The sequence below is a fragment of the Amycolatopsis sp. NPDC054798 genome (assembly GCF_053611505.1).
In genome coordinates this window covers 6,496-22,939 of record NZ_JBSHAM010000058.1, presented here as the reverse complement: position 1 = coordinate 22,939, position 16,444 = coordinate 6,496, and the positions used below count along the sequence as shown (strand labels likewise).

Genomic DNA, 16,444 nt, shown 5'->3' with positions numbered 1-16,444 from the left:
ATGGCGCAGCGAACGGTCACTCTGGGGCGCCTGCGGCCGGTTGTCCGCCCGACAGAAACGCCGGGGGCGCGCGAAAACCTTCCAGTGTCGCTTGACATCGGGACCGCGGGCGGCCGAATAATAGGGTTCCAGTGCGGTTGACAACGATGTCAGAAGAGGCTTCGGGAGCGACGTGACCCAGGTGAATCGCAGGCGTTTCCTGTCCGGCGGAATTGCTGTCGCGGGCAGTGGCATGCTCGGCGCGTTCGGGCTTTCCGGCACTGCCGGGGCCGCACCGCAGGCCCGTCCGCCGCAGACCGGCGGCGGAGAGATCGGCAGCGGCTGGACTTTCGTCGCGGCGGACGGCACAGCTGCCGACGGGAGCGCGCTGGCCAGCGCGGAGAGTGTCGCCGGGCTGAAACCGGCCGTGGTCCCGGGGACGCCGCTCACGAGCATGATCGCCAACGGCGAGTATCCCGATCCGCTGTACGGCCGCATCGTGACCGACACCGTTCCGGACACCCTCAAGGACACCGGCTACTGGTACCGGGTCGCGTTCCCCGTGCCGAAACTGGTTCCGGGCCAGCGGTTCTGGCTCCAGTTCGACGGCATCAACTACCTCGGGACCGTCTGGCTCAACGGCGTCAAGATCGGCACGGTCGAAGGCGCGTTCAAGCGCGCGATCTTCGAGGTGACGGACATCGTTGCCAAGGCGGACGGGACGGCTTGGCTGGCGGTGCTGGTCGGCAAGCTCGATTACAGCGATCCGCCTGCCCTGCCGAGTTACGCCAGCGGGGTGACGCGGGGCGGGCGCAACGGCGGCCCGACCGGGATCACGTTGAAGAACGGGCCGACGTTTTTCTGCACCGCCGGCTGGGATTGGCTGCCCACGATCCCAGACCGGGATCTCGGCATCTGGCAGCCGGTCACCTGGCGCACCACCGGTCCGGTCCGGCTGGCCGACGTGCACGTCACCTCGACGCTGTCGGCGGACTTGCGGACCGCGGACGTCGCGGTCGAACTCGCGCTGGACAGCGCGGCCGGGAAGTCCGTGGTGGTGAAGGGGACGCTCGACGGGCGCGAGTTCCGGCGGACGGTCAGCGTCCCGGCGGGTGCGTCTTCGGTCGTGCTGACCTCGAAAGACCTTCCGTGCCTGCGAGTGGAGCGGCCGAAGCTGTGGTGGCCCAACGGGTACGGCGAACCGTATCGGTACCGGCTGACGGTCGGGGTCGAGTCCGGCGGGCAGGTGCACGACGAGCGGACGGTGGACTTCGGGATTCGCCGGATCGAGTACACGACGCCGATGCGCTCGCCTTCCGGCGCGGTGACCGACTGCCTGTCGATCACGGTGAACAACCAGCCGATCCTGGTGATGGGCGGCAACTGGGGGCTGGACGAGGCGCTCAAGCGGATTCCCCGGGAGAGGTTGCGCGCGCAGGTCCGGCTGCACCGGGACGCGAACCTGAACCTCATCCGGAACTGGAACGGGCAGAGCAGCAGCGAGGACTTCTTCGCCGCGTGCGACGAGTACGGGATTTTGGTGTGGCAGGACTTCTTCTGCTCGACGGAGGGGCCGCCCGCGGAGAACGTCGCGCGCGATCTGGCGAACATCCGGGACTGCATCGTGCGGTTCCGCAACCATCCGTCGATTCTGCTCTGGTGCGGCGGGAACGAGGGGCCGCCGCCGCAGCCGCTCGTCGACGGCCTGGACGCGCTGGTCGCCGAGCTGGACCCGCAGCGGGTGGTGCTGACCAGTTCCGCGGGGGACACCGGAAAGAACCCCGTCGACGGCTACCGCTCCGGCGGGCCGTACCACTGGGTCCCGCCCGCCAAGCATTTCTCGCTCAACGACGGCACGCAGTGGCCGCCGTTCCACAACGAGGTCGGTTCGTATTCGATTCCGACGCTGGAGTTCATGCGGAAGATGCTGCCGGAGGCGTCGTGGGAGCGTCCGGACGATTTCTGGGCCGACCGCGACGTGAACGGGAACGGCGGGAACGGCGGCGGCGCGGGGTATCTCCAGCTGACTGCCCAGCGGTACGGCGAGCTGCGGAACCTTCCGGACTTCGCGCGCAAGTCGCAGCTGATGAACTACGAGTGCATCAAAGCGATTTACGAGGCGCCGGCGGCGAATATGCGGAGCGCGGGGCCTTACCCGCGGACCGGCGTCATCATGTGGATGACCAATCCCGCGCAACCCAGTTTCGTCTGGCAGATGTACAGCCATGACCTGGAGGCGCATTCGTCGTTCTACGCGGTGCAGCACGCGTGCCGCCGGGTGAACGCGATTCTCGACGGCCAGAGTTACGACGTGGTGGTGGCGAACCATACCCGGTCGGCTGTGCGGGGCAGCGTCGAGGTCACGCTCTACGGGCTGGACGGTGCGGAATTCGCCAGTACCTCGCTGCGGGTGGGCGGAGCGGCGGCTTCTGATCGCACCGTGGCCGGGAACATCGCGTCGCAGGTGAAAGCCGCGCCGTCCGAGGTCGCCTTCGTTCGGCTGGTGCTCAAGGATTCGCGTGGTTCGGAGCTGGTGCGGAACTTCTATTGGGTGGAGAACCCGGATCGGGCGGCCGGGTTCTCCGCCCTGGACGAGATGCCCGCGGCGGCTGTTTCGGTGCTCGCCGGGGCCAAGCGCGGGCGGGACGGGCTCGAGGTGGCGGTGGACGTGCGGAACCTCGGCGAGTCCGTGGCGCTGATGCTGCATCTGCAGGTGTACGACACCCGGACCGGCGAGCGCGTGCTTCCCGCGACGTTCAGCGACAACTACCTGAACCTGACCGGAGGGGAAACGGCGAGCGTCCGGGTCCGGCTGGACGCCGAGCAGGCCCGGCGGCATCCGGAGGTCGGGGTCCGGGTCGACGGGTGGAAGGTCGATCGGCGGGCGTCCCGGCTGCGGGGACGCGGGGTGGCGGTGACGTTCAACGAGGAGGCGCTGGACGTTCGTCCGGAGGTGCGCACGTTCGGGCGGTGACGCGGCGGCGGGTCGCGAGGGAACTCCGCGGGAAGCGGGGTCCGGGCGGCTCGGTGTCCCGTGTGGACAGTCAGGGGGACGGCGGGTTGCCGTGTCCGCGGGACTGGCGGATGATGGGCGGCCAGTCCCCGTCCCGCTCCACCGCAGCCCCGGAGGCACGCGATCGCCGGCAACGCCGCCGAACCCGGGCGCACGGTCCTCAGCCGCGCGTTCGCGGTGCTGGATTCCTTCCTGTCCGGCCGACCCGAGCAGACTCACGGCGAGATCACCCGGGCGACCGGGCTCGCGCCTGCCACCGTGCACCGGCTGCTGGCCGAACTGACCGGCTGGGGCGCGCTGGAGCGCACCGGCCGGGGCCGCTACCGGATCGGGCTGCGGCTGTGGCAGCTCGGGGCGCAGGCTCCGGGCGGGCGCGAGCTGCGGGACGTCGCGCTGCCGTTTCTCCAGGATCTTCTGCAGGTGACCCACGAGGTCGTGCATCTGGTCGTGCTCGACGGGGACCGCGCGCTGTATCTGGAAAAGCTCGAGGCGCATCCGGACGTCGTCGTCACCTCGCGGGTCGGGCTGCGGCTTCCGCTGCACGCGGCGGGGCCGGGCAAGGTGCTGCTCGCGCACGCGCCGCCGGAATGCCTCGAAGCCGTACTGGCCGCCGGGCTCGAGCGGCGGGCCAGCGGGACGATCACGGATCCGGCGCGGCTGCGCCAGGTGCTGGCGGAGGTCCGGCTGCAGGGGTTCTGCATCTCCCGCAACGAGATGACCGAGGGCGCGTCGTCGGTCGCGGCTCCGGTGCGCGGGCCGGGCGATCAGGTCGTGGCGGCGATTTCCGTGGTGGTGCCGAGCTGCACGCCGAATCTGTCGCCGCTCGTGCCGGTCGTCCGGATGGCCGCGCTCGGGGTCACGCGGGCATTGCAAGGCTGAGGAACTTTTCCGCTGAGTGGAAGAGGGGCTGGGCGGGCCGGGAACGGCCGGGGACACTCCGGACCGCCGCTTCCGCACTGCCGAGGAGAAGTCCGTGAGCCCTGCCCCGACCGTTCGCGACGCCGCGTTCGACGTGCTGCGCCGGTTCGGCGCCACGACGGTGTTCGCCAATCCCGGGTCGACCGAGATCGCGCTGCTGACCGACCTGCCCGACGATCTCGAGTTCGTGCTGGCGCTGCACGAGGGTTCGGTGGTCGGCATGGCGACCGGCTGGGCGCTCGCGAACGACCGGCCCGCGGTCGCGATCCTGCACACCACCGCGGGGCTCGGGAACGCCGTGGGCGCGCTCGCGACCGCCCGGGTCAACCGGGCGCCGCTGGTCGTGCTCGTCGGGCAGCAGGACCGCCGCCACCTCGCGCTGGAGCCGTTCCTCACCGGCCACCGGCTCGACGACCTGGCCCGGCCCGCGCCGGTGTGGATCGCGGAACCGCCGCGCCCGCAGGACGTTCCGGGCGCGCTGGCCCGCGCCTGGCACGAGGCGCGCGAGCACCGCGGCCCGGCGCTGGTGATCGTGCCGATGGACGACTGGGCGGAGCCGGCCGGCGCGGACGAGCCGCTGCCCGCCCCGGCCAAGCTGGTCCGCGCGTCCGCCGCCGAACCCGCGGTGCTGGCCGAGCTGGCGGAATTCCTCGGTGCCGCAAGCAATCCGGTGCTCGTGGCGGGAGCGGGGGCCGACGACGCCGAATCGTGGCGCGGGCTGACCGCGCTCGCCGAGAAGCTGGCGTGCCCGGTGTGGCAGGAGGCGTTCGGCGCCCGCGCCGGATTCCCGCAGGACCACCCGCAGTTCGCCGGACATCTGCCGCCGGGCCGCGAAGCACTGCGGAAAGCGTTGTCCGGGCACGACGCGGTGCTCTCGGTCGGCGCGCCGGTTTTCCGGCAGTACCCGCGGGAACCGGGACAGCTGACCGAACCGGGCACGCGCATCGCGGTGGTCACCGACGATCCGAACGAGGCGCACCGGAGCCCGGTCGACCTCGCTGTCCTGGCGCGGCCGTCGGCGGTGTGCGGGCCGTTGGCGGAGCTGATCCCGGCGCGCGAAGCGGGCGAGAAAAAGATCGGCCGGACGGTCGAACTGCCCGGGGCACCGGAGGACGGCGCGCCGCTGGCACCGGAGCACGTCTTCGGTCTGCTCGCGCGCCAGTTGCCGAAAGACACCGTGCTGGTCGAGGAATCCCCGTCAAGCCGTCCGCTGCTGCACGCCTTCGTTCCGGCTCGCGAACCGCTCGGGTTCCTCAGCGCGGCCATGGGCGGTCTGGGCTTCGGCGTCCCGGCGGCGATCGGATTGCGGATGGGCGGGCTGAAACGTCCGGTGGTGGCGGTCATCGGGGACGGCTCGTCGCTGTACTCGATCCAGGCGCTGTGGAGCGCCGCGCATTACGGCGCCGGAGTGCTGGTGATCGTGCTGTCCAACGGCGGCTACGCGATCATGGACAAACTCGCCGCACGGCACGGCGAACGGACTTCCGGAGGCGGCAAAGCGCCGTGGCCCGGTTTCGGCGAGGTCAGCGTGAGCGGGCTCGCGAAGTCGCTCGGCTGCCCCGCGCGCCGGGCGGAAACGTACGGCGAACTGGAGTCGGTGGTGAACGAGGTGCTGCCGACGCTGGCCGCGCGCACCGAGCCGCTGGTGCTGGAAGTGGCGGTGACGGCATGACGCTGCTCGGAACCGGATGGCAGGGCCGGATCTTCTCCGGCGGCTGGATCCCCGGCGCGGGCGGGGAATACGACGCGGTCGAACCGGCCACCGGGAACACTCTGGCCCGGGTCGGCGCGGCGGCTCCCGAGGATGTCGCCAGGGCCGCCGCAGCGGCGAGGGAAGCCCAACGGGAGTGGGCGGCGCGCCCGTACGACCAGCGGGCGCGGGTGTTGCGCCGGGCCGCGCGGCTTTTCGAGGACCACGGCGACGAAATCGACGAATGGCTAGTGCGGGAATCCGGTGCCACGCGGGCGTTCGCGCAGTTCCAGACCCGCGCGGTCGCGGCCGAGGAATGTCACGAGGCCGCCGCGCTCGCCGCGCATCCGTACGGGGAGCTGTTGCGTTCCAGCCAGCCTCGGCTGTCGATGGCGCGCCGGGTCCCGGCCGGAGTGGTCGGCGTGATCTCGCCGTTCAACGCGCCGGTGATCCTTTCCATCCGCGCGATCGCGCCCGCCTTGGCGCTCGGCAACGCGGTGCTGGCGAAACCCGACCCGCGCACCGCGGTGTGCGGCGGCGTCGTGCTGGCCCGGATCTTCGAGGAAGCCGGGCTGCCCGAAGGTCTTTTCCATCTGCTGCCCGGCGGCGCGGACGTCGGCGCGGCACTGGTCGAAGACCCGCTGGTGCGCGTCATCGCGTTCACCGGTTCGACGAACGCGGGCCGCAAGATCGCCGCGGCGGCGGGGGAGCGGCTCAAGCGCGTGCACCTCGAACTCGGCGGCAACTCGGCACTGGTCGTGCTCGCGGACGCGGACGTCGAGCAGGCCGCGTCGGTCGGCGCGTTCGGCTCGTTCAACCACTCCGGGCAGATCTGCATGGCGACCGGACGCCACCTCGTCGCGGCCGAGATCGCGGACGACTACGCGGCCGCGCTCGCCGAGCATGCGGCCAAGCTGACCGTCGGCAACCCGGCAGACGGCGACGTCGCTCTCGGCCCGCTGATCGACGCCGGACAGCGCGACCGCGTGCACTCGGTGGTCACCGGCAGCGCCGAGGCCGGGGCGAAGATCGCGGCCGGCGGCACCTACGAGGACCTGTTCTACCGCCCGACCGTCCTCACCGACGTCCCGCTCGCCGCGCCCGCCTACGCCCAGGAGGTGTTCGGCCCGGTCGCGCCGGTCGTGCCGTTCTCCACAGTGGACGAAGCGGTGCGCCTGGCCGGCGGTACCGAATACGGCCTGTCGCTCGGCATCCTGACCCGGGACGCCGCGCGGGGGCTGGCGCTGGCCGAGCGGATCCCGTCCGGTCTGGTGCACGTCAACGACCAGACGGTCAACGACGAAGCCCTCGCGCCGTTCGGCGGGGTGGGGGATTCGGGAACCGGCTCCCGGCACGGCGGCGCGCAGGCCAACCTGGAGGCGTTCACCGAAACCCAGTGGGTCACCGTCCGCGGCGACCTTCCGCAGTACCCGTTCTGACGCAGTACCCGTTTCAACGGCAGTATCCCGGCCAGGTCCCCTCCGACGACGCAGGTGATGACATGACGGTCTCGACAGATCCCCGGGCGCGCCACGCCCGCTGGGTGGCCCCGCTGTGCTGGACGGCGGTGGCGCTCGAAGGGTTCGACCTGGTGGTGCTGGGCGTCGTGCTGCCCGCGCTGCTCAAGGACAAAGCCTGGGGCCTCGACCCCAACACGGCGTCGCTGATCTCCGCGGTCGGGCTGCTCGGCGTGGCGGTCGGCGCGTTCTCGATCGGCCCGCTCAGCGACCTGTTCGGCCGCCGCGGGATGATGCTGCTGACCGTGATCAGCTTCTCGGTCTGCACGCTGCTGTGCGCGTTCGCGAACGGGCCGTGGCTGTTCGGCGTGCTGCGGTTCCTGGCCGGGCTCGGGCTCGGCGGCGTGCTGCCGACCGCGCTGGCGCTGATCACCGAGTACGCGCGGATCGGCCGCGGCGGCAGCGCGACCACAGTGCTGATGACCGGCTACCACGTCGGCGCGGTGCTCACCGCGCTGCTGGGAATCCTGGTGCTGCAACGGTTCGGCTGGCAGTGGATGTTCGTCATCGGGGCCGCGCCCGCGCTGGTCCTGGTGCCGCTGATGATGAAATTCCTCCCCGAGTCGAAGGTCCTGGAGCGGGCGAAGGAAGCCCGGCGGAACCGCAACCCGGTCGGCGTCCTGTTCCGGCACGGCTACGGCCGCGCGACGATCGCGTTCTGGGTGACGTCGTTCATGGGGCTGCTGCTGGTGTACGGCCTGAACACCTGGCTGCCGCAGATCATGCGCGCGGCGGGCTACGAACTCGGCGCGGCGCTGGCGCTGCTGCTGGTGCTGAACGTCGGCGCGGTCATCGGGCTGCTGGTCGGCGGCCGGGTGGCGGACCGGATCGGCAACCGCCGTTCCAGCATCGTGTGGTTCGCCGCGGCCGCGGTGTTCCTGGCGCTGCTGAGCATCAAACTGCCCGGGGCGAGCGTGTACGTCGGCGTTCTGCTGGCGGGGATCTTCACCTTCAGTTCGCAGGTGCTGGTCTACGTGTACATCGCCCGCGTGTACCCCGCCGAAGCGCGCGGCACCGGTCTCGGCGCGGCGAGCGGGATCGGCCGGTTCGGCGCGATGTCCGGGCCGCTGGTGACCGGGCTGCTGCTGTCGGCGGGGCTGGCGTATCCGTGGGGGTTCTACCTCTTCGCGGCGGTGGCGGTGATCGGGGCGGTCTCGATCGCGATGGTGAACCGGGCTCCGGCTCCGGACGCTCCGGCGGACAGCCCCGTCCAGCGGGTGGAGACGGCTCCCGAGGGGTGAGGCGTCGTGAGCGGCGATCCCCCGGGGCAACCCCCGTTGCGCGGAACAACACGGGGCGGCGGGGGGGGGGGGGTGGGGGTGGGTGTTGGGGGCTTACCGTTTTACACCCGCCTTCGCCCCCCCACGACGAGGTGACGGCGAGGCGGTCGCTGTCGGTGTCGTAGTCGAAGAGTTCGGCGTACCGGCCCCAGTCGATCGCGGTGTCGAGCTGCTGCCGGGCGTCGGCGGCGGAGAAGCCGCGGCGGAGCAGGTCGAGGAAGAACTCCGCGCGCAGCGTGCCGTCCGAACTGGCGGTGAGCGCGTTGACGATCGTGCGCACCAGCGGCGCCCGTTCGCGGACCTGACCGGCGAAGATCTTCTTGCTGGTCTGGATGTCCGCGGTGGTGAACCCGGTGCCGACCGGGGTCAGGTGCAGGTCTCCGCCCGCGACGAAGAGGAGGTCGAGCAGGGCGGCGGCGTCCACGAGCGGCAGCAGGTCGTCGACCTCGAAGCTGAGTTCGGCGGCGAGATCCGGCAGATCGGCGTGCCCGCCGCGGGCGTGCACGAGCTCCACGAGCCCGGCCAGCCCGCCGACTGACGCGTGCGGCAGCGGCCGTGCGGTCGGAGTGGCCTGCGCGGGTTCGACGGCCGCCGGGTCGCGTCCGGTGAGCAGGTCGTAGAGCCGTTCGACCAACGCGGCGAACGCGGGGGACTTGCGGTCGCGCGGCCGGGCGAGGCCGACTTCGACCTCCGCGCGCAGGTTCCCGGGGTTGGCGCCGAGGACCAGCACCCGGTCGGCGAGCAGGACCGCCTCCTCGATGTTGTGCGTGACGATGCAGACCGCCTTGGTGGGGAAATCGTCCCGCTGCCACAAGCTCATCAGCTCGGTGCGCAGGTTCTCCGCGGTCAGCACGTCGAGCGCGGAGAACGGTTCGTCCATCAGCAGCACGTCCGGTTCGAGCACGAGCGCGCGGGCGAAGCCGACGCGCTGCCGCATTCCGCCGGAAAGTTCCTTGGGATAAGCGGATTCGAAGCCGTCGAGGCCGATCAGGTCGATCGCCTGCAACGCTCGGTCCCGGCGCGCCTTCGGCGGGACACCGCGCGCGGCGAGACCGAGTTCGACGTTGTCCTGCACGGTCAGCCAGGGCATCAGCGCGAAGGTCTGGAACACCATCGCGGCGCCCGGATTGGCTCCGTCGAGTTCGTCGCCGCGGTAGCGAACGGTGCCGCGGGTCGGGCCGATCAGCCCGGCGATGGTGCGCAGCAGCGTCGATTTCCCGGAACCGGACCGGCCGAGCAGCGCGACGATCTCGCCCGCGCGCAGGTCGAGAGTGATGTTGTCGAGGACGCGCAGTTCGTCGCCCGCCGAACCGGGGAAGCTCTTGCTGACGCGGTCGACGGACACGAGTACTTCGGACATGAGAATACCTTTCAGGACAGGGAGAACCGGCGTTCGGCGAGGCGGTACAGCCGCCGCCAGAAAAGGCGGTTGAGGCCGACGACGTACAGGCTCATCACCGCGACGCCGAGCAGGATCCGCCCGGAGTCGCCGGAGCCGGTCGCGTCGGCGATGTACGCGCCGAGACCGGTCGCGGTGAGCGTGACCCCGTTGTAGGAGACGATTTCCGCGACGATGGAGGCGTTCCACGCGCCGCCCGCCGCGGTGATCCCGCCGGTGACGTAGCTCGGGAAAATCGCGGGCAGCACGAGCCGCCGCCACCACAGCGCGCGCGGCAGCCGCAGGTTCGCCGACGCCTCGCGCAGGTCGTGCGGGACGGCCGAAGCTCCCGCGATGACATTGAAGAGGATGTACCACTGCGCGCCGAGGCTCATCAGCAGGATGCCGCCCCAGTCCAGGGAAATCCCGGTCGCCACGAGCACGGCGGTGATCAGCGGGAAGAGGAAGTTCGCCGGGAACGACGCGAGCACCTGCACGACCGGCTGGGCGAGCCGCGACACGCGCGGGTTCATCCCGATCCACACCCCGATCGGCACCCACACCAGCGTGCCGGCGACCACCAGCGTCACGACGCGGGCGAACGTGATCAGGCCGAGCAGCAGCACGTGGCCGATCTCGCCGTACCCGGTGGTCTCGCCGATGAACAGCACCGCGCGCACGGCTCCGTAGCCGATCAGCCCGAAGACCACGACGCTGAACACGATGTCCGCGGCACGCCTTCGCGCGGGGGAGAACCGCAGCGGGTACTCGGCGAGCCCGAAGACCGCCAGCGCGCGGTCGAGCGGGAACACCAGTTTGCCGAGCACCCGGCCGAGCAGCGCCGGGATCCGGGAGCGGCGCAGCAGGTCGAGCACCAGGCTGCGCGGCGCCTCGGCGGCTTCGGAATTCTCGATGCGGAACCGCTCCGACCACGCCGTGAGCGGCCGCCAGAACAGCACGTTCACGCCGACGACCAGGACCACCATCGCGCCGACCGCCAGCAGCACCTTGCCGAGGTCGCCCTCTGCGGAGGCGGTCGCGACGTACGAACCGATGCCGGGCAGCGCGAAGTTCTGGTTGTTCACGCTGAGCGCTTCGGAAGCGGTGAGGAAGAACCAGCCGCCGCCGAAGCTCATCATCCCGTTCCAGACCAGCGGGATCATCCCGCTGGGCACGTCGACCCGCCAGAACCGCTGCCAGCGGGACAGCCGCAGCAGCCGCGCCGCTTCGTCCAGGTCGCGCGGCTGGGATACCAGCGAGTGGTGGAACGCGAACGTCAGATTCCACGCCTGCGAAGTGAAAATCGCGAAGACCGACGCGCATTCCAGGCCCAGCTGCGAGCCGGGGAACAGCGCGATGAACCCGGTGATCGTCACCGACAGGAACCCGAGCACGGGCACCGATTGCAGGATGTCCAGCGCCGGCAACAGGATTTTCTCGGTACGCCGCAACCGTGCCGCCGCGGTCGCGTAGACGAAAGTGAACCCGACCGACAATACGAGCGCGACGAACATCCGCAGCAGCGAACGTCCGGCGTAGTAAGGGAGTTCGGCCGGATCAGTGGACACTGTGGACGGTGCGGTCGCCGGAGTCCACGCCGTCGTGGCGCCGTGCGCGAGCCGCACGATCAGCCACAGCGCGGCGGCGGCGCCGAGGAACACCGCCACATCGGCGAGGGTGCGGCGCGGACGGACGAGCGCGCCGCGGGTGGGGAAGGTACGCAGCATGGTCTAGTTCTCGCTGTCTCGTTCGGCGTAGGAGAGTTCGGCTTGCCAGCGCACGCTGGTCACCGAGGGCTCCATGGACAGCCGGCTCACCGCCGACTCCATCTGCTTGTCGTCGCGCTGATCGGCGGACAGTTCGGCGCGCACCTGCACCTGTCCGCCGGTGTCGGCATTGGTGCTGGTGACCGATTGCAGGACGAAATCGGTGCGGGCCAGCGCCTGCACGAGCAAAGCTCGCACGTGCGCTTCGGCGTCGTCCTTGGTCACTGCCAGAAAGGTGTACGACGTCGGGGTTTCGCGACCGGTCGCCGGACGGCGGTCGACTGCCCGGCCGAGCGGGCGCAGTGCGATGTTCACTGCCATCACGACGGCAGTGCCCGCGCCCGCCGCCGTGTACAGCCCGGCTCCGGCCAGCGCGCCCACCGCGGCGGAGCACCACAATGTCGCCGCCGTGTTGAGGCCGCGCACGGTCAGCCCTTCGCGCAGAATGACGCCCGCGCCGAGGAAACCGATTCCGGAAACGATTTGCGCGGCGACCCGGGTGGGGTCGGCGCTCGCTCCGCTGAAGCCGTGCGCGGACAGCAGAACGAACAGCGTCGCACCCGCCGCGACCAGTGCGTTCGTGCGCAGCCCTGCCATCCGGGCACGGTATTGGCGTTCAAATCCGATCACTGTGCCGAGGCCCACTCCGGTGCCAAGGCGCAGCAACATCTCCGCAGTCGTCATCTGCGCTCCCACTTTTTGTTGCGATAAGTTCAGAAAAGGGTTGGGCGAAAGGCTCGGAAAAGGGCGGTTACCACCACGTACGTTGGCGTGCGTAGCCCCGTTTCGCTACCTGAGCCGCCAATGCGTACCCGATCAGGACGACCGCCAGCCACAGCAGATAACTGGCGGGCAGCGCCTGCATCCGCAGCGGCCCGGCGAGCGGCGACAGCGGCACCAGCAGGCCGGCAAGCGCGGCGGCGGCCGCGGCCAGCACGACCGGGCGGCTGCCGCGCAGGGGAGAGCCGCGGCCGCGCAGGACGAGCACGACCAGCAGCTGCGAAAGCAGACCCTCGACGAACCAGCCGGTCTGGAACAGCAGCGGGTCGGCGCCCGCGCCGAAGACGTGCCACAGCACCGCGAACGTCGCGAGGTCGAACAGCGACGACAGCGGCCCGAAGACAAGCATGAAGCCGGTCAGCCCGCGCGCGTCCCAGCGGCGCGGACGGCTCAGGTAGTCCTCGTCCACCCGGTCCCACGCCAGCGCGAGCTGAGCCAGGTCGTAGAGCAGGTTCGACACCACGAGCTGGATCGGCAGGATGGGCAAGAACGGCAGGAAGGCGCTGGCCGCGAGCACCGACAGCACGTTGCCGAAGTTCGACGCGGCGGTGATGTTGACGTACTTCAGCGTGTTGCCGAGCGTCCGCCGTCCTTCGGCCACGCCGCGCGCGAGCACGCCGAGGTCGCGTTCCAGCAGCACCAGATCCGCCGCGTCTTTCGCTGCGTCAGTGGCGGTGTCCGGAGCGATGCCGACGTCGGCGGTGCGCAGAGCGGCGACGTCGTTGACACCGTCGCCGACGAAGCCGACCGCACGGCCGTTCTCCCGCAACGCGGTGACCACGCGGGCCTTGTGCGCTGGCGTGAGCTTCGCGAAAACTGTGGTGCCCTTGACGATCTCGCGCAGTTCAGCGTCGTCGGCCGCTTCGACCTGACGGCCGAGCACGACTTCGCCGACCGGGATGCCCGCCGAATCCGCGACGCGGGCGGCGACATGCCGGTTGTCCCCGGTCAGCACTTTCAGCGCGACGCCTTGCCCGTCAAGGGTTTTCACCGCGCTCACGACGCCGTCGCGGACCGGGTCGACGAATCCCGCGAAACCGACGAGAATCATCTCGTTCTCGTCAGTTTCGTCGAATCCGTCGAGCCGGGCCGGGACCTCGCGAGCCGCCACCGCGAGCACTCGCATGCCGTGCTCGGCGTAGGCGCGCACCAGTTCTTCCGCGCCGATCCGGGCCGCGTCGTCGAATTCGGCGACGACGCCGTCGCGGCGGGCGTGGCTGCAGCGCGGCAGGATCTCGTCCGGGTCGCCCTTGCTGATCAGCAGGTGCTCGCTGCCTCGCCGGACGACGACGCTGGCCCGGCGGCGCGCGTGGTCGAAGCCGATCTCGGCGACGCCGGTGAACAGCGCGTCGGCGACCAGGTCGTCCTCGCCGTCGAACAGGGTCTCGATCGCCTCGTCCAGGCGGTCGTGCCGGTCGGTCTGGAAGCGCACGGCCAGCCCGGCGTATTCGGCCGCTTCGCCGTCCGGGCCGCCGGAGTAGTCGACGCTGTGCGCGTAGGCGATCCGGTCCTCGGTGAGCGTGCCGGTCTTGTCGACGCACAGCACGTCCATCGCGGCGAGATCCTGGATGGCGTTGAGCCGCTTGACAATCACCTGCCGCCGGGACAGCGCGGCCGCGCCCCGTGCGAGGTTCGTGGTGACGATGACCGGCAGCATCTCCGGAGTGAGGCCGACCGCGACGGCGACCGCGAACATCCCCGCCTGCGCCCAGTCCCCGGTGACCGTGCCGTTGACGACGAGCACGATCGGCACCATCACGAGCATGAACCGCACGAGCGTCCAGCCGACGCGGCGGACCCCGGCATCGAAGCTCGATTCCGCGCGCGGCTCGGCGGATTGCCTGGCCAGTTCGCCGAAGTAGGTCTCGCCGCCGGTCGCGGCGACGACCGCGGTGGCGGTGCCGCCGACCACGGACGTGCCCGCGAACCCGAGCGCGGGCGTCTCGACGAGTTCGTGGTCTTCGTGCTTGCCGGGCCGGGGCGCGCGCTTCGCGACCGGCAGTGCCTCGCCGGACAGCGCCGACTGGTCCACCACGAAGTCTTTCGCAGCGACAACGCGGACGTCAGCCGGGATCACGTCGCCAGGTCCGAGCAGCACCACGTCGCCGGGCACGAGGTCGGACGTCGGCACTTCGCGCTCGCTGCCGGGAAAATCCGCCGCCGCGCGCCGGCGCACCGTGACAGTGGTGGTGATCTGGTCGCGAACCGCGCTGATCGCGCGCTCGGACCGGGCGTGCTGCCAGTAGCGCAAACCGATGCTGAGCACGACCATCACGCCGACGGTCACCGCGCCGCGGACGTCGCCGACGCCAGCGAACACGACGCCGAGCGCGGTCAGCAACGCGACGAACGGGCTGCGCGCGGCGTCCCAGACACGGGCCGGCGCACGGAGCGTGCCGTCGATGCGGTTGTCGCCGAAGCTGCGCAACCTTTCGGCTGCCTCGTTCTCGGTGAGGCCTTTCGGCGAGCTGTCGAGATTCCGGAAAAGGGTGAGCACCGGCGCGTCGCCGTGGGCGCGCAGCGCGGGAAAGCGGGTCATGGTCGTCCCCTCGATGTCAGCTGGGCAGCAGCGGACCGCGCGGGGTTCGCCCGGACCTACCTGGCTGCCCGGGTTCCCGCACGGTCGTGCCGACTACTTCCTTCGCCGGTCACCCGGCTCACCTCCTCCGCAAGACTCAGCGGCCGGTGTCCCGCACCGGCCGGGGACCAGTAGAGCGCAGATCACGGAAACAGTCAAACACTTGTGCAACTGATGGGGGCTAAGTCACCCTGGAACCCCACCCGAGAGGATGTCCGTCGTGTCCACCCCCTCCCTGCCCCCGCCCGAACCCCTCCCCGCCGACCTGCTGCAGGACGCGGCGGCGACGTTCGGCCTGCTGTCCGCGACCGTGCGGCTGCACCTGCTCTGGCTGCTGTCGCACGGGGAACGCGACGTCGGCACGCTCGCCGAGGAAACCGGCCAGACCGTGCCGACCGCGAGCCACCACCTGGGCAAGCTGAAACTCGCCGGCCTGGTCCGTGCCCGCCGCGAGGGGAAGCGGCAGGTGTACGTGCTTGACGATCCGCACGTGCGGCACATCGTCCAGCTGGCCGTGCAGCACCACCAGGAGCTGTCCGGCGAGGCGGGACGGCGGAGCAAAGGGGCCTGATCTTTCCTAGACTCGGGCCATGGCCGAGCTGAATTTCTACTTCGATCCGGTGTGCCCGTTCGCGTGGATGACCAGCAAATGGGTCCGCCAGGTCGCCCGCCAGCGCGACTACGAGGTGGACTGGCGCTTCATTTCGCTGCGGTTGCTGAACGCGCACTTGGACTACGCGACGCATTTCCCGCCGGAGTACGACGCCTCGCACACTGCCGGTCTGCGATTGCTCCGCTTGGCTGCAGCGGTGCGCGCGGAACACGGCCGGGAGGCGGTCGGCCCGCTGTACGAGGCGCTGGGGGAGCAGAACTTCGAGAGCGGCCTGGTCGAGGACACCGCCGAGGCGCGCGCTGCGCACGGCACGCGTTCGGCTGCCGCGTCGGCGTTGTCGCGAGCTGGTCTTGACGCTTCGCTCGCTTCTGCCGTCGATGCCGCTGAGTGGGACGCTGAGATCCAGCGGGAGACGGACGAAGCCCTTTCGCTGACCGGAAAAGACGTCGGGACGCCGATCCTGCACTTCCGCCCGCCGGAGGGGGTCGCGTTCTTCGGCCCGGTGATCAGCCGCTTGCCGTCGGACGAGGAGGCGGCGGAGCTGTGGGACCACGTGGTGGGATTGGCGGCGTTCCCGGGTTTCGCCGAGCTGAAGCGGAGTCTGCGGGAGATGCCGCAGCTGCCGTCGTTCGGCGTGGCGGCGGGAGAGACTGGGAGGGAACAGGATTGGCACGGCGGGAGCCGCCGGCTGAAGAAGTAGGCGGCTGACCGGCGGGCTCCGTTCCCGGCGCTGTGGCAAGTCCGTGAGGGGCCCCTTCACGGACCTGGATTCCGATGCCTGGGGCTTGAGGTTGGTGCTGCGGGTGGGTTGGGAGCGCGTCGGCCCGGGTCGGGAAGGCCGAGCGGGCTGACTGCGGACGGACCGGTCGGGCGGGAGCGCGGTGTGCGGTCCGTGTATGTGCCCCATGTTGGAAATTATTTCCAAAAGTGGC

Annotated in this window: 10 protein-coding genes and 1 pseudogene; 7 read left to right on the top strand and 4 right to left on the bottom strand. The window is 70.7% G+C overall.

What is annotated here, in order from left to right; genetic code table 11:
* The first annotated feature begins 172 nt into the window (after window positions 1-172).
* The 5 genes from ACWGIC_RS29990 to ACWGIC_RS29970 all read left to right on the top strand — a co-directional run bounded on the left by ACWGIC_RS29990 (window position 173) and on the right by ACWGIC_RS29970 (window position 8,358).
* Window positions 173-2,953 (top strand): glycosyl hydrolase 2 galactose-binding domain-containing protein, encoded by a 2,781-nt coding sequence (locus tag ACWGIC_RS29990; protein ID WP_452079273.1) that lies wholly within the window; start codon window positions 173-175, stop codon window positions 2,951-2,953.
* Window positions 2,954-3,169: 216 nt separating this feature from the next.
* On the top strand, window positions 3,170-3,871 hold the full coding sequence (locus tag ACWGIC_RS29985; protein ID WP_452079272.1) for an IclR family transcriptional regulator: 702 nt from the start codon (window positions 3,170-3,172) through the stop codon (window positions 3,869-3,871).
* A gap of 94 nt (window positions 3,872-3,965) precedes the next feature.
* Window positions 3,966-5,582 carry a thiamine pyrophosphate-dependent enzyme gene (locus ACWGIC_RS29980; RefSeq protein WP_452079271.1) on the top strand — a complete coding sequence of 539 codons (1,617 nt, stop codon included), beginning with the start codon at window positions 3,966-3,968 and terminating at the stop codon, window positions 5,580-5,582.
* The gene (locus ACWGIC_RS29975) at window positions 5,579-7,039 is read left to right on the top strand and encodes an aldehyde dehydrogenase family protein (protein WP_452079270.1); all 1,461 of its coding nucleotides are present in this window, start codon (window positions 5,579-5,581) and stop codon (window positions 7,037-7,039) included. Before ACWGIC_RS29980 ends, ACWGIC_RS29975 begins: the two co-directional genes overlap by 4 nt.
* A gap of 62 nt (window positions 7,040-7,101) precedes the next feature.
* Window positions 7,102-8,358: an MFS transporter gene (locus ACWGIC_RS29970; RefSeq protein ID WP_452079269.1), complete on the top strand. Its 1,257-nt coding sequence runs from the start codon at window positions 7,102-7,104 to the stop codon at window positions 8,356-8,358.
* A 169-nt stretch (window positions 8,359-8,527) separates the two neighbouring features.
* Here ACWGIC_RS29970 and ACWGIC_RS29965 read toward each other — a convergent pair.
* The 4 genes and pseudogenes from ACWGIC_RS29965 to mgtA form a co-directional block, all read right to left on the bottom strand.
* Window positions 8,528-9,757, bottom strand: a pseudogene (locus ACWGIC_RS29965) (ABC transporter ATP-binding protein); the annotation flags it as partial.
* 11 nt (window positions 9,758-9,768) lie between these two features.
* Entirely contained in the window at window positions 9,769-11,502 is a 1,734-nt protein-coding gene (locus ACWGIC_RS29960) for an ABC transporter permease (protein WP_452079268.1), read from the bottom strand.
* A 3-nt stretch (window positions 11,503-11,505) separates the two neighbouring features.
* Complete coding sequence (locus ACWGIC_RS29955; protein ID WP_452079267.1) at window positions 11,506-12,225, bottom strand: MgtC/SapB family protein; 720 nt, start codon at window positions 12,223-12,225, stop codon at window positions 11,506-11,508.
* A gap of 67 nt (window positions 12,226-12,292) precedes the next feature.
* Window positions 12,293-14,860 (bottom strand): magnesium-translocating P-type ATPase, encoded by a 2,568-nt coding sequence (mgtA, locus tag ACWGIC_RS29950; protein ID WP_452079266.1) that lies wholly within the window; start codon window positions 14,858-14,860, stop codon window positions 12,293-12,295.
* A 250-nt stretch (window positions 14,861-15,110) separates the two neighbouring features.
* Here mgtA and ACWGIC_RS29945 point away from each other — a divergent pair, with 250 nt between their 5' ends.
* Window positions 15,111-15,470 carry an ArsR/SmtB family transcription factor gene (locus ACWGIC_RS29945; RefSeq protein ID WP_452079265.1) on the top strand — a complete coding sequence of 120 codons (360 nt, stop codon included), beginning with the start codon at window positions 15,111-15,113 and terminating at the stop codon, window positions 15,468-15,470.
* Between the two features lie 19 nt (window positions 15,471-15,489).
* Entirely contained in the window at window positions 15,490-16,212 is a 723-nt protein-coding gene (locus ACWGIC_RS29940) for a mycothiol-dependent nitroreductase Rv2466c family protein (RefSeq protein WP_452079264.1), read from the top strand.
* Window positions 16,213-16,444: the final 232 nt, after the last annotated feature.